This is a genomic window from Streptomyces spirodelae (assembly GCF_017676385.1).
GTDB classification, from domain to species: domain Bacteria; phylum Actinomycetota; class Actinomycetes; order Streptomycetales; family Streptomycetaceae; genus Streptomyces; species Streptomyces spirodelae.
The window spans coordinates 277,704-300,876 of record NZ_JAFFZN010000004.1 but is presented as its reverse complement, the minus strand read 5'-3'; the positions used below and the strand labels follow the sequence as shown (position 1 = coordinate 300,876).

Here is a 23,173-nt window from a genome sequence, read left to right as displayed (position 1 = left end):
CCCCCGTACCGGGTGGTGCGCTCAGCACTCGTCGACGTACACCGCGAGCCCGCCGCGCGCGGTCTCCCTGTACCTGCCCTCCACGTCGGCGACGCCGGTGTCGCGCACGGTCTTGACGGCTTTGCCCAGGGAGACGTGGCGGCGGGTCAGGTTGCGGGGTTCCGACCTTGTCGGGGTGTGCGCTGGAGGGCGACGATGGCCGCGTCGTCGCCCAGACTGCCACCGCTGTGCGCGAGCAGGTCGTGCTTCAGCCGCCGCACCAGCGTCTCGGCGTCGTCCCCCGCCCATGCGGTAAGCCGCTCGACCAGCGGATAGAAAACCCCTGCTGCGTCCCGCGCCTCGACGACACCGTCCGTATACAGCAGAAGCAGGTCGTTGTCCCCGAGGGGGAAGGTGTCGGTCCGGTAGTCAGAGGGGGCGAGATCGCCCAGTCCCAGCGGGGTCTCCGGCTGGTCGGTACGGAGCGGCGTGACGTCTCGGCCCCGCACCAGCAGCGGCGGTGGGTGACCGCAGTTGACCAGCCGGACCACAGCCCGGTCGTCGGGGATCTCGACGACAGCGGCGGTGATGAAGTCCTCCTCGCTGGCGCGGTCGGCCTCGGCGAGTTCGGCCAGGTCCCGACTGACGCTCCGCTCCAGGTACCGGGTGAGCGGAGACAGCTCGGCGTGCTGGTGTGCCGCTTCCCGGAAGGCGCCCAGCAGCAGGGCCGCATCACTGACCGAGCTGAGTCCCTTCCCCCGCACATCACCGATGATCACCCGGGTTTGCCCACCAGTGCGTGCGGCCGCGAACAGATCACCGCCGACCTGCGCCTCCGCGTCGGCCGCCAGGTAGACCGAGGCAACGCGCAACGGCCCCAAACTTGGGGGCAGCGGTCGAAGCAGTACGCGCTGGACGGCCTCGGAGACCGAACGTACCTGGGTCATCTCCCGCTGCTGCCGCTCACGCAGGGTGACGAACACCGCGATGACCGCCGTGACAACGACCAGCGCCAGAAGCTGCATCTGATGGTTGACGGTCAGCCATCCGCGCCGAGTCACTCCGATCGCGAGCTGCGCTGCTGTGGCGACGGCTCCGACCAGCACCACGAGTCGAGGCCCGCCGATGGCGGCGGTGACCGCCGGCGCCGCGACCAGCAAAGGGCCGAGGTGGACGTGGGGCGGCGCCAGGATGTCCACCACTGTGACGACGGCGATCAGCCCGAGCGGCAGCGCCAGTAGCACCCAGCGTGGCTGCCACGGCCGGCCCTCAGCCCAATCACGTTCTCCTGGACGCACCACCATCCCTGTATAACCCGGACCCGATCCCAGTTTCCTGCCCCCACACCGGCAGCTCAGCACCCGCTGGGTGGGCAAGGCAGACGGAGTCTTCCGGTTCATGCCAGGCCGGTGTGCGCCCGGGGCGGCTCACCAGCGACTCGGGCTTCGTGCCCGGCCACCGGCCCACGACATCGGACTCACTCGTCTAGGCCAGCAGCAGGGCCATGTCCCAGTCGGTCGTGGTGCGGCCGTCCGCGTAGGCGTCGAGGGCGAGGGCCGTGCCCGCGGCGCCTTCCAGGAACGCGGGGACGTCGGTGCCCTGCGGAGCGCTCGTGAGGCCGGCCCGGAACCCGAATCGGTACTCGGGACGGAACCGGGCGAGAGTGCGGGCCGCCATGCCGTCGACGAGGTCGGTCAGACGCTTGTCGCCGATGGACTCGTTCAGCACGGCGAGCAAGTGCATCATCCCGCTCCACCCGTGGCACACGTTGGGGTCGTCGATGCCCCAGTCCTCCGGATCGGTTGCGAGGAACGGCAGCAGGGAGCGGTGGGCCAGTCCGAGCCACTCGGCGCGGTCGAGTGCGAGCCCCGCGAGCTGTACCGCGCGGGAGACCCCCGGGGCGCCGTAACACCAGGACGGCCGGTGGCGCGGCGGCGGGATGTCCGGACCGGCCACCCAGCGTTCGAGGGTCAGATGCGGAAGCCAGAACAGTCCGCCCTCGCTCTCGTACGCCCACTGCTGGAGGAGGGCCACGAGTCGCTCGATGGCCTCGCACTGCCCGTCGACGACCGCACCCTGCTGCCAGGCCAGCGAGAGCAGGGCGAGCGGCCCGGCCACGCCGTGCGAGAGCCCGAGGTTCAAGTGCCCGTCGGGCATCTCGACCTCCTGCCCCAGCTTGGGCGCCGCCCATGTCCACCAGCGGGGTACCTGATGGCCCCGGTGGGTGATCTCGCCGTGCGCCATGTGTGTCAGGTAGGTGAGGACGAGCCTCAGCTCCTCCTCGCACTGCTCCCGGCGCGCCAGCAGGTAGCGGCCGATGCCGCTCCATCCGCGGACCACCTCGAACTCGCCGTTGGTCGTCGCCGGGGTGTCACGGACTTCGGGGAGCGCACGGTGGACCAGGCGGCGCTGATGTTCGTCGAGCCGACCGAGAGCGGAGCGGTAGCCGCCCGTGGCACGGTGGGCGACGAGAACGGCGAAGGCGACGGCGCCCGGACCGGTGTAGATGCCTCCCGGGGCGTGGGCGGAGGCGGCCGTGGCCCGCATCGCCCGGACGAGGTAGGCGTGCGCTCGCGCGGCGTCATCGGGGCCGGGGGTGCCGCGTCCGGTGAACGCGAGGGACACTCCGGGGTAGCCGCTGGAGAGAGCCAGGTCCTGCCAGAGGGGCTCGCGCAGGGTGATGTGCGAGGCGTCGCCGGGGATGCGGGTGTCGGCAGCGGTGGCGTCCGGGTCGGCGAGCCGGTCGAAGACCTGCGCGGCGACGTCCCGGGCCTCGTCCGCGTGGCACGGGGCTGTCATCCGGTCACCTTCCCCTCCCGGGCGTGGGCCAGGCGGCCCTGGTGGTCACGGGCGACACCGCGCAGCACGGCGTAGCCGGTGTCCTCGCCGGTTCGATCGATGCCGAGCAGGCGGTTGTGCTGCATGTGCAGGAGCGCCATGACGGCTTCGGCGTGCTGTTCGGTACCGGGCCCCCGCCCCCCGTCGGACAGCAGCAGCGCGCCGTACTTTCCGGTCTCCGGCGTGGTGCTCCACAGGGCCGCGAGGGGGGCGCCCAGTACGGGGGCCGCGCTCTGGGCAGTACGTCCGGGGACGATCAGCGAGGTGGCCTGCTCCTGGTACTTCCGGTAGGCGGCGTGGGCGGGCCCCTTGGGCAGAGCGCGGCTGATCCAGGCCGACCAGTCCCAGTCTCCGAGCGACTCCAGCAGCAGCGCGTGGTTGACGGCCGCGAGCACGGGCGCCGGCAGGGCCGGCGCGCCCCGCGCCCGCATTCCGAGCTGGGCCAGTGCCGACTGGCTGTCCACACAGAACATGCGCTCCGCGTGGGCGAGGGCATCGGGCCCGCCGTAGCGGTCGGTTTCGGGCCGGTAGGTGTCGAGGACCGTGCCCTTGATCAACCCTGTCTCCTGCCAGTGCCGGCTCACCGCGGCGAGCCGGGGCAGTGTCGTGGTCCGCAGGGTTTCGGCCTCGCCGTGCAGACGGAGACGGATATGGGGCTCAGGATCGCGGTACCGGATGTAGTGCCAGCTGTGCAGGTGGTCTCCGACCTCGCGCACGAGCGTGGGAAGGCCGGTGTGCAGCAACTCGTCGTGCGTGTCCTCAGCTGCGTAGAACTTGGCGTAGAGCCACTCCTCACCCGGCAGATGCTGAACGGTGTGGTCCGTGGGCCGGTACGCGGTCACCGGGCGGCGCGGTCGGCGGGCGGCCTCCTGGTGCTCACCCGGCGTGGCGGACCGGGCCAGCGGAATGACGACTTCGGCGCTGTGCCCGCCGGACCAGCCCAGTTCGCGTCCGCCGTCTGTGAGGTCCTCCATGATCGCCAGCGAGCCGCCGCCGCGGACTTCCTGGCGGAACACCTCCCGGCGCCAGGGGTCCGTGAGGTTCACCCGGTACATACGGTCCCATCTGGCGAGGTTCACCTCGTCAGGTACGCGGTAGCGCTCCCGCCAGGCCGCGACCGCTTCCTCCCACCCGGACGAGTCCTCCGCCGCCGCGCGCAGGTGCCGGTCGGGCAGCCAGCGCCGGGGGAAGATCGTGACGCGGCCGTAGGTGATACGGGGGAGGAAGGGCAGTCCCTCCAGCCCGCACCAGTTCCAGCCCGTCCACGTTCTGGCCCTGCCGGTGGCGAGTTCCACCAGCAGCCGGGCGACCGGCGGCGCCTCCCGGTCGAGAGCCAGCATGTGCGGCACGACGGGCAGGACCTTGCGCCCGTCGTCCGGCAGTATGAGCCGTAGCCCGAAAGGCCCCGGCGTGACGAGGAGTTGCCGCCAGTCCAATGTGCCGGGCGCGTTCCGGTCCGCGTACACGCCCACCGGTATCGAGCGCGGCAGCAGGCGCGGAACCTGGGCCATGTTGAGCCCGCGCACCGTGTGCGGCCGGTACACCACCTGCGCCGGCACTGTCCCGGCATCGCCCAGACCGGCCAGAAGCGACGCCAGTTCACCTTCCATCCCGACGAGTTCGGCGAACCGTCCGACGGTCGCCCCGGCGACCCAGGAACCCGGGTACGCCGGGGACAGCAGCGTGAAGTCACCTCGGTCGATGGCCTGTTCGCTCTGGGCCAGCAGATGGAAGCACAGTTCCAGCGACCTCGGCGGGGGTACGGCCGCGTCGGCCGTCCGGCCGGCGGCCAGCCGGTCGACGAGGTCCGGGGTGAGCCTGACCTGGTCGTCGCCGCTCAGCAGTGCCTCTTGCACCAGGTCGTGTGTAAGGAGACGGCGTTCCTTGGGCAGCTGCTCCGGTTCCCGGTGCCCTGTGGACCCTCCGTCGGCGCGCTCGCCGTATCCGGCCGGGAAACCGATGCCCCGATGCCGGTCGACGAGTTGGCCCAGTGGGATCACGCCGCCGGTGCCATACGCCTCCAGGAACCGGTTCAGGTACGTCCGCATGTGGGCGTGGGTCTGCCAGTCCCCGGAGAGCTCCCACATGGCAGAGGCATAGCGGGCGGCCTCTTCGGTCACCACCCGCGAGATTCGCAGGTCGGCGTCCATGCGCAGGTCGACGTGGACGGGCGGTCTGGCTGCGGTGCCCTCCGGGTCGGTCAGCCGCATGAGCCTGCGCCACGCCGTGCGGCCCTCGCCGGGCGCTGTCGCGGCGTAGTCGTGCAACGCCGCGCGTAGGGCGCGGAGTTCCGCCGCTGCCCCCGGCACGGGGGCGATCGCCGCCGCGATGCGGTCGTACAGCGCGTCGTCCAGGTCCTGCGGCGTGATGGAGGTCAGCAGAACGCCGTACCGGACGAGTTGTGACAGGGCGGCGTCCACCTGGCCGGGGGTGAGGCGGGGGAAGGAGGCCGAGGCTTGCTCAAGGAGCGCGGCGTAGCCGACCGGCTGGGTCGCCCGCTCGCACACCCAGGTCACCAGGGCCGTGTTGCGGATGGAGACCTCGCTGCCGTTGTGGGGGACGACGAGCCGCTCGCCCCGCATTCGGCACAGGTCGCTCAGCACGACGTCGACACCGCGCCGTACCTCGGGCAGTTCGAGCCATTCGGTGACGCGCCGGGTCAGCCAGGCGGCGTCCAGTCGGACCTTCTTGCCGCCCGGACCGGACACTCTCACCCGTGTGGTGTCCGCCGCCCGCGCCGGTGCGACACCGGCGAAGAGCCCGAAGGGCGTCGGCCTGGTCTCGGCTCGCAGTGCGTACCGGGAGAGGGCGAGCGCCGTACGGCGCAGCCGCTTGGTCCCGAGGTCGGCCCCCGCGTCGAGCCGGTCGAGGGAGTCGCCGAGGCTGCCGCTGGCGACGTGCAACGCCTCGCGGAGCAGCGGGTCGGCAGCGGCTTCGCGCACCTGCGCGGCCGAGTCGCCAAGGGAACGGCCACCTGGTCCGGTGCGGGGGATCGCCGTGACGCGTACGAACAGGCACTCCCGCGGTGTGTAGTGATCATCCCGCACGTGTTCTGGCTCCCCCTCGAACCCGAGAAGTGGCACGACCCGCGTGGGACGGGGCGCCGGCCCCGCCCCACGCGGGCGCGATGGGACGCTTACGCGCAGCAGAGGTTGCAGGGCGACCCGTACGTGCTGGGCGAGGTGTAGCCACCGGACGCGAACGCGGGGCCCTCGCCCTCGGTCTCCGAGATCTGGATGTCGAGGTCCAACTCGGCGAGGTCGGTAGTGGTGTCTTCCAGCAGAAGGTTGGTGCTCATGAGACTCCTCCCGTTCAGTGGCTCCCCGACGTCGGCTGGACGTCGACGAAATGCGTGGTCCTGTTCGAACCAGACGGGAGCATATGCATGACGGGTGCCGAACTCCCCTTGTGCAGCGGCAAGTTGGCCGGAATTGGCGTTCGGCTTTCGTGGGAGGGGGGTCACCTCGCACGGCTCCACTGCCTGTGTGATGACCGGGTGCCCTGGCGTGGATCGTGTGCTTCACGCGTCTCCGGCCCTCGGCGAATTCGCGCCATGATCACACAGCGTCCGGAGGCGCGCCGACCCTCCGGGGAGAGCGGTCCAGCCGCGTCCCGGTCGAACGCACGGATGTCGGCCGGATCCGGGATCGACCTGGGGGAGGTCCGTGATCCGGCCGGGAGCGGGCCACTGCGCGGATGACGGCTGTCGGCACGCCACAGCCCGGAGCGTGGGCCCGCCCCGCCGAGGCGGAGTTCGGCCAACGCGACTGCGTACCGCGCTGAATCGGGGACAGCCCTTCCGCACGGGGTTGTCCCCTGGTCAAGAAGGCCCTTCAGGGCCTGGCCGATCCGGGTCAGCGGGCCAGGCCGCGTCATGTGCTGGTGCTCGCAGGCGATCGAGTGGACGGTCACGGTACCCCTCACGTAGGGACGCCAGTCGGCAGCCGTGGGCGGGTTCGCCCTCTTCGGGCGCCTGGGCGTCGGGCGGTGCCGTGTCGAGGAGGGCCACCACGCCGACCTCCTCGCCGCTGCACTGACGTTGGGGTACGAGTCGCTGGTCGCCCCCTGGACGTGCGGGGCTCATGCCATGATCCGGTCTCATGAGTGACCGTTCGCTTTCAACCGCCTGGCTGGCTTCGTGGGCAGGCAGGGTCTCCGTGGCCCTTACGGCAATGACAGGCGAGTTCGAGCGGCGGTACGGCTTTCCCCCTGGCACCAACGAGGTCCGGCCGGCCGACCGCGACGCTCAAGCCGCGGCTCGCGCGCTTGCCCAAGCGGCTCTCATACCGGCTGATCTGGCCACCTTCTACGACAGCATCGGTGACGTCACGTGGTCGGACGTAGGCAACGGCTACTTCCTCGATCCGGCAAGTGACGTCCTTCTGCGACTCCAGGAGTACGGTGCTGTCGACGTCGGTGCGGACCGGAAGGGCCCTGGTCTGGTCATCGGCTCGAACGGCGGCGGCCTGTGCTACGTCGCGAGCCCCGATGGGTCGGTTCACCGGACGCGGACGGCGTCGCTGGACGGACCCGAACTCGACAAGGTAGCCGATGACCTGCGGCAGTTCCTGGAACTGCTGGAGCAATCCCTGACGCGGTTCGTCACCGACGGCGAGGCAGGATCTCTCCAGATCAGCCGCGGGCCCGCGTCACCCGGCGGACCTCGATGACGGTGGCGACGGCGTGCAGCCAGCGTGCGGCGAGGTCGTCGACGACGATGCCGCCCGCGAGGTCGGCCGCGGCGCGCAGCCAGTCACGTACGGCGTCCGCGGCCTGGGGGCGCGGAAGGGGTTCGGGCAGTCCGGCGGAGCGGGCCAGGCCGCCGGCGCGGACGGTGCCGGCGAGGAAGGCCACCGAACGCGGATGGGTGCCGAGGCGGTCGAGGATCACCGCGGCACCCGCGACGCAGTCGCCGAAGAGGGCCGTGCGCCGGGGGCCGGGAGCGGTGGTGGTGAGGCCGTAGCGCAGCAGGAGGGAGATATCGAGCCGGGCCAGTTCGTCGTCGGTCCGGGCCGGGGGGTGCGGGGTCGGGTTCATCATCGGCCTCTGCTGTCTTGTCCCCTGTCGAGTCCGCCGAAGTCAGCTGACGGTTACGGTGTAGGTGACGCGCTCGGGTGCGGGCAAGGGCTGTGCCGTCGGGCCCTGGGTGCGGCCGTCAGGGGGGCACGTGGTGGTGGCCAGGCAGTGCGTCAGCACGATGCGGGTGCGGCCCTTCCCGGTGGCCTCGAAGGTGAAGGTGAGGTCGCTGCTGGAACCGGGAACCGGCTCGTCGCCGGAGTCCGACTCGATGTGCCGCCCACGGCTGCGGATGACCGCGCTGTCGGGCTTGGGGTCGGCCAGGAACCAGTGCTCCCGGGTGGAGGCGTTCTCATTGACGGTGAGCGTGAAGCGCTCCCCGACCTCGGCGGTGATGCTGGTGTCCCTGGTGGGGTGACGGGTCGGCTTGTCAGCGCCCGACCCGCAGCCGGCGACGAGCACGAGGGCAGCGGATACGGCGACGGCGACGCCACCCGTGCCGGCGCCGGTTCCGGCACGGGCACCTGCACCCGCAACGGCCGGACTAGTCCGGGAGGTAGACACTGTACGCATCATTGAGCCCCTTGCTTGCGGCCTTGTCCAGATGGCCGTTGATGAAGTCGTTCTCACTGACCCAGGTGGTCGTGCCCCAGGGGTTGTAGACCTGCAGCATTCCGCCCTCCTGCCCGATGATCACCATCGCGTGGGCACCATCCTCGCCCTTGACATCGACCGGAACCGGCTTCCCCTCTGCAACCGACTTCTCCACCGTGGTGAGGACCGCCCTGCGGTCGTCGGCACTGCCCAGGTCGCGGCGCTCGTAATCGTCGCCGGTGGCACCGCCGATGGTGGAGTCGGCGATGTGCTCCTGCCCCTCAAGGCTCGTGCCGCCCCAGTTGTCGCCGCCGTCGCCTGCTTCGTGCAGCCTGTGCTGCTCGTCCACGAGCCGCGGCCTCGTTGCCGCCGAGCGCGACCGGCATGTAGCACATCGCTGGGTCGACCGCCTTGCGCACCCTGCCCGTGTCGTCGCCCGACCGGTCGAGTTCACCGGCCTTGCCGGTCATGCCCGACTTGGACTTGACCTCGTAGCCACCCGACAACGTTCCACTCCCCCGTTTCCTTTCTCCCCGCCCCCTCCCAGCAGCGCTGCTCGGGAAGTGCGTTGCCCAGCATGCCGCTGGGGAGGCTAACACGCCCCACCTGCGGTTTCGTACGGATCACGTGTCCCGCACATCGCGCTCACACCGTCGGCGCGCCACGGCCACTTGGGCCGCCATGACCCCAGCAACCGTGACGGCGCAGCGCAGTTGGCAAATCAGCACGCTGCGGCAACCGCCGGCTGGCAGAAGGTGGCCGCCGTCGCAAGCCCGGCGAGCGACCAACCAGCGCTGAAAACTGAGAGGTTGGGGGCGGCAGCCACGATCAGCAGGCCGACCACGCCGACCACAGAGCCGGTGGTCATGACGGTGCGCGGGCCGCGGTGACCCGGGGGTTGGGGATGGGGAAGGCGTAGGGGACGATGCCCCGGCTCACGATCCGCGTGGCGCGGAGGGCGGGTAGGGCGGCAGCGGGGCCGCGGCCGGCCCCCGGTTCCGGTCGCGGCCCCGCTGCCGCGGGCATCGAGGTCGGTCACGATCCGCAGCAGCCGCCCGCCGGAGCCTCCGCTGCGGCAGCCGCGACCGGGGCGGGGGCGCCGAGCTGCACGAGCTGCGGCGCGGGCGCGCAGCAGCCGCCACCGTCGGCCTCAGCGGCGTCGGGAGTGTCGAAGAGGCCGGCGCCGCCGCAGACTCCGGTCTCGGGCAGGGTGAGTTCCACGCGGTCGGCGGAGTCGAGGTCGCCGGCGATCGCGGCGGCGACGGAGCGGACCTGCTCGTAGCCGGTCATCGCGAGGAAGGTCGGGGCGCGGCCGTAGGACTTCATGCCGACCAGGTACACACCCTGTTCGGGGTGGGAGAGTTCGCGGTGGCCGTGGGGGTAGACGGTGCCGCAGGAGTGCTGGTTGGGGTCGATCAGCGGCGCCAGTGCGACGGGCGCCTGGAGGCGCTCGTCGAGGCCGAGGCGCAGTTCGTCGAGGAAGGACAGGTCGGGGCGGAAGCCGGTCAGCACGATGACCTCGTCGATCGGGTCCAGGCGGCGGCCGTCCTCACCGGCCAGGATCAGGCGCCCGTCGTCCGTCCGCTCGATCGCCACGGTGCGGAAGCCGGTGACCGCGTCGGCGTTGCCCTCGTCGACGGCGGCCTTCGCCGCCAGACCCAGCGCGCCGCGCGCGGGGAGCTGGTCGGCTTCGCCTCCGCCGAAGGTGGAGCCGGAGATGCCCCGGCGCAGGATCCATACGCCCTTCGTTCCCGCTCCGTCCTCGGACTTGGCGAGGTCGGCGAGGTAGGCGAGAGCGGTGAAAGCCGAGGCGCCGGAGCCGATCACGGCGATGCGCTTGCCCGCGTACCGGGCCCGGACAGCGGGGACCTTCAAGTCCGGGACGCGATAGGTGATCCGGTCGGCGGCGGCGGTCTCGCCGAGCGCGGGCAGTCCGCTGCCGCCGGCCGGGCTGGGAGTGGCCCAGGTGCCGGAGGCGTCGATGACGGCGCGGGCGAAGAGGCGCTCCTCTCGGCCGTCGGCGTAGGCGACGTGCACGACGAACGGCTGCTGCTCGCGGTCGGCATCCACGATCCGGTCCCGGCCCGTCCGGGAGACGCCGGTGACGGTGGTGCCGGTGCGGACGCGGTCGCCGAGGACGTCGGCGAGCGGCTGCAGGTACAGCTCGGCCCAGCCGCCGCCGGAGGGGTAGGTGGCCGGGTCGGGCCGTGTCCAGCCGGTGGGAGCGAGGAGCTTTTCGGCGGCGAGGTCGACGAGCTCGCCCCAGGTGGAGAACAGGCGCACGTGCGCCCACTGGCGCACCGCGGCCCCGGCAGTGGGCCCGGCTTCCAGGACCAGGGGCTCGATGCCCTGGTCGATGAGGTGGGCGGCGGCGGCCAGACCGGTGGGTCCGGCCCCGATCACGACGACGGGCAGCTCGGTGGTGGCGGGCGCGTTCACGGCGACTCCTTGCGTGTTTCGACATCTGTCGATGGCTTGCGCGGTCCAGCATGGCACCTGTATTGATGGACGTCAACATAGACATTCATCGAAACCAGGGGATTGCTGATGGAGCACATCGACGTCGCCGTGATCGGCGGCGGCCAGTCCGGCCTCGCCACCGCCCATGCGCTGCTACGGCACGAGCTGAGGCCGGTCGTACTGCAGGCGAGCGACCGCGCGGCCGGGTCGTGGCCGCATTACTACGACAGCCTCACGCTGTTCTCGCCCGCCCGGTACAGCTCCCTGCCGGGCATGCCGTTCCCCGGCGCCGACCGTGACCGCTACCCGCACCGTGACGAGGTCGTCGCCTACCTCGCCGCCTACGCCGACCGCCTGGACGCCGAGATCCGCACGGGTTGCCGTGTCAGCGCGGTCAGCCGCACGGGCGGCGGCTTCGAGGTGGAACTGGAGGGCGGCGGCCGGCTGTCCGCGCGGGCCGTCGTCGCGGCCTCGGGGACGTTCGGGCACCCGCACCGGCCGGTACTGCCGGGCCTGGAGGAGTTCACCGGCCAGGTACTGCACACCGCCGAATACCGCAGCCCGGCCCCGTTCACCGGCGGCCGGGTGGTCGTGGTCGGGGCGGGCAACTCCGCGGTGCAGATCGCCGCCGAGCTCGCCGCCACCGCGCGTGTCACGCTCGCCACCCGCAGGCCGGTGAAGTTCGCGGCCCAGCGCATCCTCGGCCGCGACCTGCACTTCTGGACGGCCCGCACCGGCCTGGACACCGCACCCCTCGGCCGGTTCCTTGCGCGCCCGCCGGCGCAGCCGGTCCTCGACGACGGCCGCTACCGGGCCGCCCTGGCCGCAGATCGGCCGAAGCCGCGATCGCTGTTCACCGGCGCCGACGGAGCCGAACTCCTGTGGCCGGACGGACAGCGGGAGGAGGTCGACGCGATCGTGCTCGCCACCGGCTACCGCCCCGACCTGCCCTACCTCAACGACCTCGACGGCGCCCTGGACGTCGAGGGGAACCCGCAGCACCGCGAGGGTCTGGCGACCAACGTGCCGGGGCTGGCGTTCGTCGGGTTGGAATGGCAGCGCAGCCTGTCGTCGAACTCGCTGCGCGGGGTGGGCCGGGACGCGGAGCGTATTGCCCGGCGTCTGGCCGCCCACCTGGCGCGCCGGTGGTGACGGACCTCCCGCGCTAACCGCGCTGACCGAGCGCCCGATGACCGCCGAGAAGGGCGAGATGGCCGCGCGGTGGCACCAGGCGCTCGGTGCCCCGGTGCGGTTGCGGCTGTTTTCCGCCGTGGCTCGGAGAAGACGCGGGTGACCCCGGCCTCGACGAGGGAGTCCAGTTGCGCCTCGAGGGACTGCCGGGAGGTCGAGGCCCGGGCGTAGCCGAGGCGGGCATGCCCGACCAGCTCGGTGCCGACGCTCACGGGCCGGGGGCAGCGCGTTCCACGCCGCTCCCGGCTTGCGTACGCGGAGGTCGGTACGCTGAGCCCCTTGGCGAGTTGGGGTACGAGGCGGAAGCGTGCGGTGTGGTACTGGATGGCCACTTTGCGCTTGCCGGTGCGACACGGGGAGCCCGCAGGGGGGCGCAGGTGGACATCGGGCAGTCGGGCGATTACGCGCGCTCGAAGTCGTCGCTCACGATCCCGGAGCGCTTCATGAGGGCGTGGCAGAGCCGTGCGGCTCAGACGGTGGCGTCGAGGTCTTGGGTGTACGTTTCGATGGCCGGCCGGTACTGGCGCACGTGAGGGTCTTCGCTGGTGGTGGCGAGTAGCCTGAGCAGGATTTGCATGGCTTCGTGATGCTGGCCGGTTGAACAGGGCCATGGCGAGGAAGGTCTGCAAAGCGCCCCGGCCATCCCCGCCATGACGTCGCGTCACAGGACCTCGGAGACCTTGTAGGCGATGCCGTCTTCGACGAGGTATCCCGACCCGACGCAGACTGTGCCGTTGAGCCATGCGTAAGGCTCTGCCCCCGTCTCGAAAAGCGGGTTGGTCCGGAAGTAGTAGTGGGCTGGGTCGACCCGGTACCGCTCGTCGGGGTCGGCCAGGGCGTCGCGCACCTCGGGCGGGGTGACCCAGCGGCCGCCGTAGGTCATGTGCAGGAGGGCGCCGTCGTGGGTGCGCAGCGTCAGGCGTACGTCCAGGGACATCGCTCCGTCGGGGGCGAACAGCGCCCAGTCTCCCCCGCCGGGGAGGACGTGGCCGTTCAGCCTGGGGCCGTGGAACGTGCCGCCTGCCGCACCGAAGAGGACGCGCCGGCCGAATGGGCCGCTGCCGATGGGCAGGCGGGGGTTCAGGTCGACGACCATGTCGAAGAGGTGCGCTGTCCGGATCTCGCCGACATCCTTCACACGCGGGTCTGCCGTCATGCCGCGTCGCCTCCCGCGAGCGTGGGGAACAGCCTCTGTCGGACCGTGTCCGTCGAGACTCCCGACTGGGCGCACAGCGTCGCCAGGTCGAAGAAGAAGCGCTCCCCTGCGATCAGGTCGTCTTTGAAGGTGAACTGGATGAACACCGGTATCTCGGCACGCTCGCCGTTGGGAACAGCACCGAACCGGTCGCCCGTCATGGTCAGCCGCGCTGTACCCCAGCACACGAGCGTGTCGCCGTTGTTCGCGTGGCCGTGCAGGACGACGTCGTAGTCGGGGAACGAGGCGAAGAACCGCCGCAACGCCTTCTCGTTCTCGGCCAGGCCCCGAGACGTCGTACCGAAGGCCGGGGTCTCGAGGACCATGTCGGGGTGGAAGAGCCGCAGGGCGGCTGGAACGTCCTGTCGACTCTTGGCGACGGCGAGCGCGTGCGCCAGTTCGAGTCTGCGTTGCTCATGCATAGGCGACTCCTTCAACGTGCCTGCAAAGTAAACGTACGATCGGTCGTATGTTTTGGGCAAGCGCATGACAGGATGGAGCCGATGAACGAGCACCCAGGGAGCCGAGGGCGACAAGTGGCCGTGTCTTCAACGGAAGCAGCAGGCGCGACCGTGGCGGACCAGCGCCTCGTCCGCGGTGCCCGGTCCCGGCGCAAGATCACGCGCCACGGTGTCGACGTCGCCTCCCTGGAAGGGCTCAACGGGCTCAGCATCGGCCGTCTGGCCACCGACCTCGGGCTGAGCAAGAGCGGCATCCAGACGCTCTTCAAGACCAAGGAGAACCTGCAGCTCGCTGTCGCGGAGTTGGCGCGCGAAGAGTTCACCGAAGCGGTCATCAGGCCCGCACAGACCGCTCCGCCGGGCACCGCCCGGCTCCGCGCACTGACGGAACGCTGGATCTCCTACATCGAGGCCCCGTTGTTCGCCGGAGGCTGCTTCTGGGCGGCCTGCCTCCCCGACTTCGACAGCCGGCCGGGGAAGGTCCGCGACACCCTGCTGCTCCACCGCCGCACCTGGCTCGCTCTTCTCGCCGGCGAACTCGGCTGCGCCGTGAACACCGGCGAGATCGCCCAACTGGACGTGGACCTCACGAGCTTTCAGATCGACGCCGTGCTCAACGCCGCAAACACCGCATTGCGCCTGGGGGAAAGTGACGCGGTCTCAAAGGTTCGCTCCGTGGTCGACGGATTCCTTGCACCCCCGGACTAACAGGCGACCTCCGGGAGCGGACCGGGCGCGTCTGCAGGGCGTCTGACGCGACGTCGTCCTGGTCGAGCGCCGTGGTCCCGCTGTCAGCTGAGAGCGCTGTCAGCGCTCCTCGGTCACGGCGACCGTGTCGAGCCCGGCGTGGTGCAGCGTGCGCTGGACTGCGCGGCGGGCGCCACGGATCGTGAGTGTCGCGGGCACCGGCCGCAGCGTGGCTGCCCGCAGCAGCGCGTAGGCGCACGCCAGGTCGATGCGGGTGACCCGGCTCATGTCCACGAGCCACTCCTGGGCCTCCCGCAGCGGCGGGGCACTGAGACGTTCCTCCAGCTCGCGCAGGGCTTCGGCCCCGATCTCTCCGGCCAGGAGCAGCTCGGCCGGGCGGCCGACCGGCACAGAGACCTCCATGACCGGGCCCGGCGGAGTGGAGAAGGGTTCGGCTGACATGGCGACCTCCTCACAACCCTGATGTTTCCCTCTGCCTCCATGGTCGCCCAAGAGCCGGACGGTCCCGCCCAAGCAGAAGCGGGTTCCGTGCGTGGGAACGGCTAGGATCGGGAGCCGATATCGGTTTCGTCACTGCCGGAGGTGGGCCCGGGTGCGGGAGTTCCAGCGGGGCGCGGTGCGGCTGCACATCCTGCACCACGCGGCCGAGGAGGAAATCCACGGCGCGTGGATGACCGAGGAGCTGGCCTCCCACGGCTACCAGATCAGCCCCGGAACGCTGTATCCAACGCTGCACCGGCTGGAGGCCGACGGGTTGCTGACCTCCGAGCAGCGAGTCGTCGACGGCCGCACCCGGCGCGTCTACAAGGCCACCGAGGCCGGCAGGAAGGCCCTGGCGGAAGACCGGAAGGCTCTGGCGGAGCTGGCCCGCGAGGTCCTGGGCGACGACGCGCCCTGATCGTCCTTGTGGCACTGCCGCCTTGGCCGCGAGGGGCGGTGGACGCAGGTGAGCGGGCGTCGAGGGAGCAAGGCCCCGGCGCCGACGAGGAGCAGGAACAGGCTGCCACACAGCTGCGGGAAGTCGGTGCGCGATTCGTGGGACCAGCCGGACTTCCCCTCGAACAGCGGGGCGTCGCCCCACAGGATCGGCAGGCCACACACGATCTCGAAGACACCGTCCTGGGACGCGAGGAAGCCAGGTGCGGGGATGCCGGCCTTGTCGAACCGGCCGGTGCCCTGGCGGGGGTCAGCCCCGCGCGGTGAGGGCGCGGCGTACGGCGTAGACGGCGGCGCCCAGCGCGATGACCGCGGCTCCGGAGATGACCGAGGAGACGGGCAGGGCGAACGCCAGTACGAGGCAGCCGGCCAGACCGACGGCGGGGATCAGGCGGTTCGTGCGGCCCTCGTCGGGGGTGAGCGTCCATGCGGAGGCGTTGGCGACGGCGTAGTAGACCAGGACGCCGAAGGAGGAGAACCCGATCGCCCCGCGCAGGTCCCCGGTCGCGGCGGCCACGGCCACGACGGCGCCGACGAGAAGCTCGGCACGGTGCGGGACCTGGAACTTCGGGTGGACGATGGCCAGGACGTGGGGCAGGTGCCGGTCGCGGGCCATGGCCAGGGTGGTGCGCGAGACGCCGAGGATCAGGGCGAGCAGGGAGCCGAGCGCGGCGACGGCCGCACCGACGCGCACGACGGGCATCAGCCAGTCGGCGCCCGCGGCCCGCGCCGCGTCCGAAAGCGGCGCGGCCGCCTCCGCCAGGCCGGCCGGGCCCAGCACCATCAGGACGGATACGGCGACGACCGTGTAGACGACGAGGGTGATGCCCAGCGCGATCGGGATCGCCCGCGGGATCGTACGGGCCGGGTCGCGGACCTCCTCGCCCAGGGTGGCGATACGCGCATACCCGGCGAAGGCGAAGAACAGCAGCCCCGCCGCCTGGAGCACCCCGTCGACAGTGGCGTCGGAGCCGACGTCCAGCCGGGCGGTGTCCGCCCCGTCGGAGGTGAGGGCGGTGACCACCACGGCAGCGAGAACCGCCAGGACCACTGCCACGATGACGCGGGTCAGCAGCGCGGACTTCCGCACTCCGGCGTAGTTCACCGCGGTCAGCGCCACCACCGCGGCGACCGCGACCGCGTGCGCCTGTCCCGGCCACACATACGAGCCGACCGTGAGCGCCATCGCCGCACAGGAGGCCATCTTGCCGACCACGAACGCCCACCCCGCCAGATAGCCCCAGAAGTCCCCGAGGCGCTCGCGGCCGTAGACGTACGTGCCGCCCGACGCCGGGTACCGGGCCGCGAGCCGCGCGGAGGAAGTGGCGTTGCAGTACGCGACCACGGCCGCCAGCGCCAGACCGATCAGCAGCCCGGAGCCGGCGGCTCGCGCAGCTGGGGCCAGCGCGGCGAAGATACCGGCGCCGATCATCGACCCCAGCCCGATCACGACGGCGTCTGGCACGCCCAACGTCCGCCGCAACTCCTCCGGGAGGCTGCCGGCGGTCGATGGCTTGCTCATGGGCACACCCCTCAGCGACACAAGGCCGCGTACTTTTCGGTCTCCGATATCGGCAGACGATATATGAGGGGGAGCACTGTCCATGGCCGGAGTCCGAAGGCCGTGTGCCCCACAGGACGACGTTTGCGCGAGCCGGGCCGCGGGCCACCGCTGCGGCGCCGTCGGCCTGCATGGCGGCGCGGGGCGGGTCGCTGTCGGCCGGGGAAGCGTGTCAGCGCGTCGGCGCTCCGGCGGACATCGTCATCGCCATGGGCTGCGGCGACGCCTGCCCCCTCGTGCCCGGCCGCCGCTACCTGGACTGGCCCGTAGCCGATCCCGATGGCACCCCGATCGCAGTCGTCCGCGTCATCCGCGTCGAGCGCGACGCCCATGCCGAACTGCCTCTACCCGGCCATCACGCATGCAGCTCCTTCTTGAACCAACGGTGGTGGCCTGGCCGGCTTCTACCTTGACCAGCGCCCTCCGTCCCGACGAGTCGATCGGAGCCGGGGGCGGCCGACACGGGCATCGCTACTCGTGGGCGGCGGCACGAGAGCCTCCCCGGTCCGACGGCTGGATCGGCAGGTGGCATGCCGCCAGGTGCTGCGGCCCGTCCGGTGCGGGTTCGTCGGCGGGTACAGCGGTGGCGCATACCTGCTCGGCCTTCCAGCACCGGGTGCGGAAGCGGCAGCCCGACGGCGGGTCGGTCGGCGAGGGGACCTCCCCGAAGAGCACGATGCGCCGGCTCGGGCCGTCGTCCTGTGCCGTCGGCGGACGGGGCGCGGCGGACAGCAGCGAAGCGGTGTACGGGTGCCGGGGTGCGGTGAAGACCTCCTCGGCCGGTCCCGACTCGACCACCCTGCCGAGGTACATCACCGCCACTCGGTCGGCCATGTGACGCACCACCGGCAGGTCGTGCGAGATGAACACGTATGCCACACCGAGCTCGGCCTGCAGTTCGGTGAGGACGTTGAGGACCTGGGCCTGCACCGACAGGTCCAGCGCCGACACCGGTTCGTCACAGACGATCACTTCGGGGTCGAGGGCCAGCGCGCGGGCGATGCCGATGCGCTGCCGCTGGCCGCCGGAGAACTCCTGCGGATGGCGGCGCGCATCGGCCGCACGCAGCCCCACCTTCTCCAGCAGCTCGTGCACCCGCCGCTCGCGCTCGGCGCGTGGCACCAGATCGGGGTGCGAGCGCCAGGGCTCGGCGATCAGCTCCCCGGCGCTCATTCTCGGGTTCAGCGAGGCGAACGGATCCTGGAAGACCATCTGCACCCGGCGCCGCCAGGCCAGCAGCGACCTGCCGCGCAGCGCGAAGGGGTCCACGCCGTCGTAGCGGAGCGTCCCCGCGTCCGGGCGCTCCAGCATCAGCAGCACCCGGGCCAGCGTGGACTTGCCGCACCCGGACTCCCCCACCAGGCCCAGCGTCTCGCCCCGCCGTACGGTGAGGTCCACCCCGTCCAGGGCGTGCAGCCGGGTGCTGCCGGACGCGCTGCGCGGCACCCGGAACGTCTTGGTCAGGCCGCGCGCCTGAAGCAGCGGTCCCCCGGTGGCCGTACCGGCACGGTCCGCGGTGCCGACGGTGTCGGCGGTGCCCGCGGTCTGGGCGGTGCCCGCGGTGTCGGCGGTGTCAGGCATCGGCCAGCTCCTTCCAGTAGTGGCAGGCCGACGCGCGTCCCGGCCCGGTGTCGGTGAGTGGCGGTTCGTCCGTGGCGCACCGGTCGCGCGCCAGCGGACAGCGGGCACGGAACGCGCAGCCGGCCGGCACCGCCGCGGGCCGTGGGGGGCTGCCCTGGATCGACGGCAGGACGCTGCCACGGGGGTGTCCGGCGGGCACCGAATCGAGCAGTCCCCGGGTGTAGGGATGCCGCGGGGCTGCGAAGACCTCGGCCACGGGGCCGGACTCCACAATGGTCCCGGAGTACATCACCGCCACCTGGTCGGCCTGCTCGGCGACCACCGCGAGGTCATGGGTGATGAGCACCAGCGCCATCCGCGTCTCCCGCCGCAGCTCGGCCAGCAACTCCATGATCTGGGCCTGCACGGTGACGTCGAGGGCGGTGGTCGGCTCGTCGGCGAGCAGCACCGAGGGCCGCAGCGCCACCGCCATCGCGATGAGCAGCCGTTGCCGCATACCTCCGGAGAACTGGTGCGGGAACGCCTTGGCTCGCAGCCGCGGCTCCGGGATGCCGACCCGTTCCATCAGCTCGACGGCCTTCTCCTTCGCGGCGCGCCGGGAGGCCCGCTCGTGGATACGGAACGGCTCGGCGAGCTGCGAGCCCACTGTGTACACCGGATTGAGTGCGGTGAGTGCGTCCTGGAAGACCATGGCCAGCTCCGGCCCGGCAAGGCTGCGCCGGTCACTGCGGCGCAGCCGCAGTATGTCGCGTCCTTGCAGGCGTACCTGTCCGTCGGTGACCTCGGCCACCGGGTCGAGGAGACCGGCCACGGCCTGTGCCGTCATGCTCTTGCCGCAGCCGGATTCACCCAGAAGGGCGAGGGTCTGTCCGGAGCGGACCTCGAACCCGACGTCCCGTACGACCCGTACGGGCCCCTGCGGGGTGCTCAGCTCGACGGAGAGGTCGCGTACCTCCAGTGCGGTGCCGTTGCCTGCGGCGGTGCCTGGCGTTGCTTGCCCGTTCAAGGCTGCTCCTGTCTCGGTGCTTCGCCGTGGGATGTGCCCTTGGCGGTGCGCTCGCGGCTGCCGGTCTGCTGTGGCTGGGGGCGCCCAGGCGGCGGAGCCGCACTATCAGGCACACTCCCGCGCCCCCTCGGGGTGCGTCCGCGCTTGGGCGTCGTCAGCCGCCAGCGCTGGGCGGGATCGCCCGCGATCCTGGCCCAGTTGGCGAGCACGGTCATCGCCACCGTCGTGACGATGATCGCCAGGCCCGGGAACACCACAGTCCACCAGGCGTTCCGCAGTTCAGCACGGCCCTGCGCCACCATCAGCCCCCAGGACACGTCCGGTGGCTGGATGCCGATGCCGAGGAAACTCAGCGAGGACTCGGTGAGCATCACGAAGCAGAAATCGACGGCCGCCACGGTGAGCAGCGTGGGCAGCACGATCGGCGCGACATGGCGCCGGACGATCGCCCAGTTGCCGCTGCCGAAGGTGCGGGCGGCGTCGGCGAACAGCCTGCCGCGCAACTCCGCCGACTCGGCGCGCGCGGTGCGCAGATAGACGGGGATCCGGGCGATCGCCAGTACCGCGACGAGGTTGGCGATGCTGGGGTCGAACACGTACAGCACCACGACCGCGAGCAGCAGCGAGGGGAAGCTGAGGATCACATCGGCGATCCGCATCGACACGTTCTCGCGCCAGCCTCGGTGGAAGCCCGCCCACATCCCCCACACCGAGCCGATCAGAAGCGACAGCACAACGGCGGGGACCGCGACCGACAGCGTCGTCCCCGCCGCGACGACCAGCCGCGCCAGGACGCTGCGCCCGAGGGAGTCGCTGCCCAGCACGAACTCCCAGCCCTCACCGGTGGAGAACGGCCGCAGCTTCACAGCGCGGAGGTTCTGCTCGCGTGCGAGATCACCGAGCAATGGTGGCCCGAGCACCGCGCACAGGCCGACCAGCAGCAGCACCGCGCAGGCCGCTGTCGCCATCCGGTCGGCGGCCAGCAGGCGCAACAGCCCCGCGCGGCCGGTTGCCCCGGCCTCCTTCTCGTGCGTACTCACGCCATCGCCCCCTGTCTGACTCGCGGGTCCAGCAGCACATAGCAGACGTCGATCAGCAGGTTCAGCGCGAAAATCGTCAGCGCTGTCAGCAGTACCGCCGCCTGCAGCACCGCGAAGTCCCGCTGGAGGATGGAGTCGATCATCAGCTTGCCGATGCCCGGCCAGCCGAAGATGGTCTCCACCACGACCGCGCCGTTGATCAGACCCACCGCCAGATCTCCGGCAACGGTCAGCGTCGGCGCCCCGGCGTTGCGCAGCGCGTGTTTGAAGATCACCCGACGCTCGCCGGCTCCCTTGCTGCGCGCCACCTTTATGTACGGCTCGGACAGCGCGGTGACCATGGCGCCGCGCACCACCTGCACCAGGACGCCGAACGGCCGGATGAGCAGCGTCGCCACGGGCAGTACCCAGGCCGCCGAGCCGACCGTTCCGGAGGTCGGCAACCAGTCCAAGGTGACCGCGAAGACCAGCACACCCATGATCGCGAACCAGAAGTCGGGCGTACTGGCGGCCGTCGAGGACAGGAAACTCGCGATCCGGTCGGCCGGCGAGTTCGGCCGGTACGCGGCCAGGCTGCCCACGACAACCGCTCCCGCAACCGCCAACAGCAGGGTGACTCCCGCCAGTTGCAGCGTAGCCGGGAAGGCGCGCAGCACGGCCTCGGCAGCGGGCTGCGCGGTCCGCAGCGACTCGCCGAAGTCGAGATGGGCCAACTGCGCGAGATAGTCGCCGAACTGCACCAGCAGCGGATCGTCGAATCCGTGCTGCGCGGAGAACGCCTCGCGCATCTTCTGCGTGGCGCTGAGTGGCAGATAGAGGTTGGCCGGATCGCCGGTGAGGCGGGCCAGGAAGAATACGCCCAGGACCACGACCAGCAGCGGAATCGCGCTGGAGAGGATCCGGCGTCTCAGATATGTCAGCATCGTCTCTCTCAGCCCGCCGGGTGGATCTCGGCCAGGTGCATCTCGTCGCCGCTCGCCGAGTCCGGCTTGTACGAAACGTCCGGGGCCAGCGCGATGATGCTCTTCATGTGGGCCAGCACGGCGTCGCGTACGACCTTCTTGCTCTGGTAGGCGAGCGCTTCGGCGAAGCGGGCCTGCCGCTCGCGGCCCGCGGCGTGCTCGGCCCGCTGGATTCTCCGGTCGAGGCCGGGTGTGCCGTAGCTGCTCTGCGCGCCCTTGCTGCCGTAGATCTGCTCCATGGTGAACGCGGCGTCGCCGGCCTGGTTGCCGTGCTGTGCCTGGAGCAGGGTCGGTCCCGCGTCCTTGGGGAACGGCCGGAGCAGATACTCCGTCCAGGCGTTCACATCCAGCATCTTCACCTTCACATCGAGCCCGGCCTCCCGGAGCTCGTTCTGCACCACCTCCATGGTCTCCGCGGCCTTGGGATAGATTCCGTTGCGGCCGATGATCGTGATCTTGGTATCGACGGGGACGCCGTCGGCGCGAGCCGCGGCGATCAGCGACTTCGCCCGTTTCATGTCGTGGGGCCAGCTCTTGATGTCCGGGTTGTAGCCGGTGACGCCGTCGGGCACGAGTTGCCCGGCCGGCTTGCCGAGCCCGGCGAAGACGGAGGCGACCAGGCCCTTCTTGTCGATGGCGTAGTTGATGGCCTTGCGTACCCGGATGTCGTCGAGCGGTGGCTTGTCCGCGTCCATCCGCAGATACGAGGTCTCGTTGTTCGGATACTCGACTGCGTGGTCACCCGCTCCGTCCGCCGGGGCCAGGCCCACCGCGACATCCGCCTCCCCACTGCTGACCATCGCGGCCCGGACGCTGCCCTCGGCACGCCAGGTGTACAGCGCCGTCTTGTAGTCGGGGGCCTTCCCCCAGTAGGAGCCGTACTGGGCGAGCCGCAGATTGATGCCCTGGTTCCACTTCTCGATGCGGTACGGCCCGGTGCCGACCGGCTCACGCACCCGGGAGTCGGCGTCCGTGCTCGTCGGGACCATCTCCACGAACGACAGCCGCAGCGGCAGGATCGGGTCCGGCTCCTTGGAGGTGACCTCCACAGTGGTGGCGTCGACGGCGGACGCGGTGATCCTGCTGTCGCCGAAGACGTAGCCGTCGACGTTGCACTCGATGCCGGAGTCGAGCGTCCGGTCGATGGAGAAGGCCGCGTCCTTCGCGGTGAACGCCGTTCCGTCGTGGAATGTGACGCCCTTGCGGAGAGTGAAGCGCCAAGTGGTCGGCGAGGTCCGCTTCCACCCGGTGGCGAGCTTCGGCTCCAGCTCGCCGGTCTCCGGCACTCGTTCGGCCAGCGGCTCGGTGATGTTGGAGCGTACGACGCGCCCCGTGGCCGTCAGCGAGGCGTCGCACGGCTCCAGGGTGGGCGGCTCCTCGGGCAGCACGATCTGGACGGTGCCGGCGTCGGCGGCCGCCCCGGAGTTGGCAACGGTGCACCCGCCCGTCAGCAGCACCACGACGGCGAGCGCGGCGGCACGCCGGCCCGGCGGGCCGGTGGACACGGGTGGGTGGAGAGGGGACGTCATTGTTCCTCGTTCCTCCTTGGTCGCGGCAGTCGCGCCCAGGGGCGGTGCTTGTGCCGGTACGTGGGCCCGCCGCCGGGTCCCGCTGCGGGGGTGGGACCGTTTGCGGCGGGGTTGCG

At 71.2% G+C, this 23,173-nt stretch carries 21 protein-coding genes and 1 pseudogene; 4 read left to right on the top strand and 18 right to left on the bottom strand.

Going from position 1 to position 23,173, the window contains the following annotated elements:
• Positions 1-146 precede the first annotated feature (146 nt).
• The 4 genes from JW592_RS07205 to JW592_RS07190 form a co-directional block, all read right to left on the bottom strand.
• Positions 147-1,217: a PP2C family protein-serine/threonine phosphatase gene (locus JW592_RS07205; protein ID WP_229375352.1), complete on the bottom strand. Its 1,071-nt coding sequence runs from the start codon at positions 1,215-1,217 to the stop codon at positions 147-149.
• A gap of 247 nt (positions 1,218-1,464) precedes the next feature.
• The gene (locus JW592_RS07200) at positions 1,465-2,778 is read right to left on the bottom strand and encodes a lanthionine synthetase C family protein (RefSeq protein ID WP_209264063.1); all 1,314 of its coding nucleotides are present in this window, start codon (positions 2,776-2,778) and stop codon (positions 1,465-1,467) included.
• Positions 2,775-5,864 carry a lantibiotic dehydratase gene (locus tag JW592_RS07195; RefSeq protein ID WP_209264062.1) on the bottom strand — a complete coding sequence of 1,030 codons (3,090 nt, stop codon included), beginning with the start codon at positions 5,862-5,864 and terminating at the stop codon, positions 2,775-2,777. Before JW592_RS07195 ends, JW592_RS07200 begins: the two co-directional genes overlap by 4 nt.
• Positions 5,865-5,953: 89 nt before the next feature.
• Positions 5,954-6,115 carry a class II lantibiotic LanA gene (locus tag JW592_RS07190; protein WP_209264061.1) on the bottom strand — a complete coding sequence of 54 codons (162 nt, stop codon included), beginning with the start codon at positions 6,113-6,115 and terminating at the stop codon, positions 5,954-5,956.
• An 874-nt stretch (positions 6,116-6,989) separates the two neighbouring features.
• On the opposite strand from JW592_RS07190, the gene JW592_RS07185 reads away from it, so the two are divergent.
• Complete coding sequence (locus JW592_RS07185) at positions 6,990-7,487, top strand: SMI1/KNR4 family protein (protein ID WP_209264060.1); 498 nt, start codon at positions 6,990-6,992, stop codon at positions 7,485-7,487.
• Here JW592_RS07185 and JW592_RS07180 read toward each other — a convergent pair.
• The 4 genes from JW592_RS07180 to JW592_RS07165 form a co-directional block, all read right to left on the bottom strand.
• On the bottom strand, positions 7,450-7,857 hold the full coding sequence (locus tag JW592_RS07180; protein ID WP_209264059.1) for a hypothetical protein: 408 nt from the start codon (positions 7,855-7,857) through the stop codon (positions 7,450-7,452). The genes JW592_RS07185 and JW592_RS07180 overlap by 38 nt on opposite strands.
• Before the next feature lie 39 nt (positions 7,858-7,896).
• The gene (locus JW592_RS07175) at positions 7,897-8,295 is read right to left on the bottom strand and encodes a protease inhibitor I42 family protein (RefSeq protein ID WP_307805313.1); all 399 of its coding nucleotides are present in this window, start codon (positions 8,293-8,295) and stop codon (positions 7,897-7,899) included.
• An 82-nt stretch (positions 8,296-8,377) separates the two neighbouring features.
• Positions 8,378-8,776: a cysteine peptidase family C39 domain-containing protein gene (locus tag JW592_RS07170; protein WP_229375291.1), complete on the bottom strand. Its 399-nt coding sequence runs from the start codon at positions 8,774-8,776 to the stop codon at positions 8,378-8,380.
• Between the two features lie 686 nt (positions 8,777-9,462).
• The gene (locus JW592_RS07165; protein WP_209264058.1) at positions 9,463-10,866 is read right to left on the bottom strand and encodes an NAD(P)-binding domain-containing protein; all 1,404 of its coding nucleotides are present in this window, start codon (positions 10,864-10,866) and stop codon (positions 9,463-9,465) included.
• A 108-nt stretch (positions 10,867-10,974) separates the two neighbouring features.
• On the opposite strand from JW592_RS07165, the gene JW592_RS07160 reads away from it, so the two are divergent.
• On the top strand, positions 10,975-12,039 hold the full coding sequence (locus JW592_RS07160; RefSeq protein WP_209264057.1) for a flavin-containing monooxygenase: 1,065 nt from the start codon (positions 10,975-10,977) through the stop codon (positions 12,037-12,039).
• Positions 12,040-12,547: 508 nt separating this feature from the next.
• Here JW592_RS07160 and JW592_RS33680 read toward each other — a convergent pair.
• The 3 genes and pseudogenes from JW592_RS33680 to JW592_RS07150 all read right to left on the bottom strand — a co-directional run.
• Positions 12,548-12,713: pseudogene (locus JW592_RS33680) on the bottom strand (tetratricopeptide repeat protein); the annotation flags it as partial.
• 26 nt (positions 12,714-12,739) lie between these two features.
• Complete coding sequence (locus JW592_RS07155) at positions 12,740-13,234, bottom strand: DUF3237 domain-containing protein (RefSeq protein WP_209264056.1); 495 nt, start codon at positions 13,232-13,234, stop codon at positions 12,740-12,742.
• Entirely contained in the window at positions 13,231-13,695 is a 465-nt protein-coding gene (locus tag JW592_RS07150) for an ester cyclase (protein ID WP_209264055.1), read from the bottom strand. Before JW592_RS07150 ends, JW592_RS07155 begins: the two co-directional genes overlap by 4 nt.
• Before the next feature lie 150 nt (positions 13,696-13,845).
• Between JW592_RS07150 and JW592_RS07145 the strand changes: the two genes are divergently transcribed.
• Positions 13,846-14,442, top strand: a complete 597-nt coding sequence (locus tag JW592_RS07145) for a TetR/AcrR family transcriptional regulator (RefSeq protein WP_209264054.1) — start codon at positions 13,846-13,848, stop codon at positions 14,440-14,442.
• Positions 14,443-14,541: 99 nt separating this feature from the next.
• Here the strand turns inward: JW592_RS07145 and JW592_RS07140 are convergent, their stop codons facing one another.
• Positions 14,542-14,883 (bottom strand): STAS domain-containing protein, encoded by a 342-nt coding sequence (locus tag JW592_RS07140; protein WP_209264053.1) that lies wholly within the window; start codon positions 14,881-14,883, stop codon positions 14,542-14,544.
• Between the two features lie 151 nt (positions 14,884-15,034).
• Between JW592_RS07140 and JW592_RS07135 the strand changes: the two genes are divergently transcribed.
• Positions 15,035-15,340 carry an Rv3488 family transcriptional regulator gene (locus JW592_RS07135; protein WP_209264052.1) on the top strand — a complete coding sequence of 102 codons (306 nt, stop codon included), beginning with the start codon at positions 15,035-15,037 and terminating at the stop codon, positions 15,338-15,340.
• Positions 15,341-15,628: 288 nt separating this feature from the next.
• On the opposite strand, the gene JW592_RS07130 is transcribed toward JW592_RS07135, so the two are convergent.
• The 6 genes from JW592_RS07130 to JW592_RS07105 all read right to left on the bottom strand — a co-directional run bounded on the left by JW592_RS07130 (position 15,629) and on the right by JW592_RS07105 (position 23,057).
• Entirely contained in the window at positions 15,629-16,900 is a 1,272-nt protein-coding gene (locus JW592_RS07130; RefSeq protein ID WP_209264051.1) for an APC family permease, read from the bottom strand.
• Positions 16,901-17,410: 510 nt separating this feature from the next.
• Positions 17,411-18,520: an ABC transporter ATP-binding protein gene (locus JW592_RS07125; protein WP_209264050.1), complete on the bottom strand. Its 1,110-nt coding sequence runs from the start codon at positions 18,518-18,520 to the stop codon at positions 17,411-17,413.
• On the bottom strand, positions 18,513-19,526 hold the full coding sequence (locus tag JW592_RS07120; RefSeq protein ID WP_209264049.1) for an ABC transporter ATP-binding protein: 1,014 nt from the start codon (positions 19,524-19,526) through the stop codon (positions 18,513-18,515). The genes JW592_RS07125 and JW592_RS07120 overlap by 8 nt, the downstream gene beginning before the upstream one ends.
• Entirely contained in the window at positions 19,523-20,566 is a 1,044-nt protein-coding gene (locus JW592_RS07115; RefSeq protein WP_307805312.1) for an ABC transporter permease, read from the bottom strand. The genes JW592_RS07120 and JW592_RS07115 overlap by 4 nt, the downstream gene beginning before the upstream one ends.
• Positions 20,563-21,489 (bottom strand): ABC transporter permease, encoded by a 927-nt coding sequence (locus JW592_RS07110; protein WP_209264048.1) that lies wholly within the window; start codon positions 21,487-21,489, stop codon positions 20,563-20,565. The genes JW592_RS07115 and JW592_RS07110 overlap by 4 nt, the downstream gene beginning before the upstream one ends.
• Positions 21,490-21,497: 8 nt before the next feature.
• A complete protein-coding gene (locus tag JW592_RS07105) occupies positions 21,498-23,057 on the bottom strand; it encodes an ABC transporter substrate-binding protein (RefSeq protein WP_209264047.1) in 1,560 nt (519 codons plus the stop codon).
• Positions 23,058-23,173 lie beyond the last annotated feature (116 nt).

Excerpts from the sequence above, each read along its gene's own strand:
- JW592_RS07200 (WP_209264063.1), bottom strand. The coding sequence starts at position 2,778 with ATGACAGCCCCGTGCCACGCGGACGAGGCCCGGGACGTCGCCGCGCAG.
- JW592_RS07190 (WP_209264061.1), bottom strand. The coding sequence starts at position 6,115 with ATGAGCACCAACCTTCTGCTGGAAGACACCACTACCGACCTCGCCGAG.
- JW592_RS07185 (WP_209264060.1), top strand. The coding sequence starts at position 6,990 with ATGACAGGCGAGTTCGAGCGGCGGTACGGCTTTCCCCCTGGCACCAAC.
- JW592_RS07180 (WP_209264059.1), bottom strand. The coding sequence starts at position 7,857 with ATGATGAACCCGACCCCGCACCCCCCGGCCCGGACCGACGACGAACTG.
- JW592_RS07160 (WP_209264057.1), top strand. The coding sequence starts at position 10,975 with ATGGAGCACATCGACGTCGCCGTGATCGGCGGCGGCCAGTCCGGCCTC.
- JW592_RS07155 (WP_209264056.1), bottom strand. The coding sequence starts at position 13,234 with ATGACGGCAGACCCGCGTGTGAAGGATGTCGGCGAGATCCGGACAGCG.
- JW592_RS07150 (WP_209264055.1), bottom strand. The coding sequence starts at position 13,695 with ATGCATGAGCAACGCAGACTCGAACTGGCGCACGCGCTCGCCGTCGCC.
- JW592_RS07140 (WP_209264053.1), bottom strand. The coding sequence starts at position 14,883 with ATGTCAGCCGAACCCTTCTCCACTCCGCCGGGCCCGGTCATGGAGGTC.
- JW592_RS07130 (WP_209264051.1), bottom strand. The coding sequence starts at position 16,900 with ATGAGCAAGCCATCGACCGCCGGCAGCCTCCCGGAGGAGTTGCGGCGG.
- JW592_RS07125 (WP_209264050.1), bottom strand. The coding sequence starts at position 18,520 with ATGCCTGACACCGCCGACACCGCGGGCACCGCCCAGACCGCGGGCACC.
- JW592_RS07110 (WP_209264048.1), bottom strand. The coding sequence starts at position 21,489 with ATGCTGACATATCTGAGACGCCGGATCCTCTCCAGCGCGATTCCGCTG.
- JW592_RS07105 (WP_209264047.1), bottom strand. The coding sequence starts at position 23,057 with ATGACGTCCCCTCTCCACCCACCCGTGTCCACCGGCCCGCCGGGCCGG.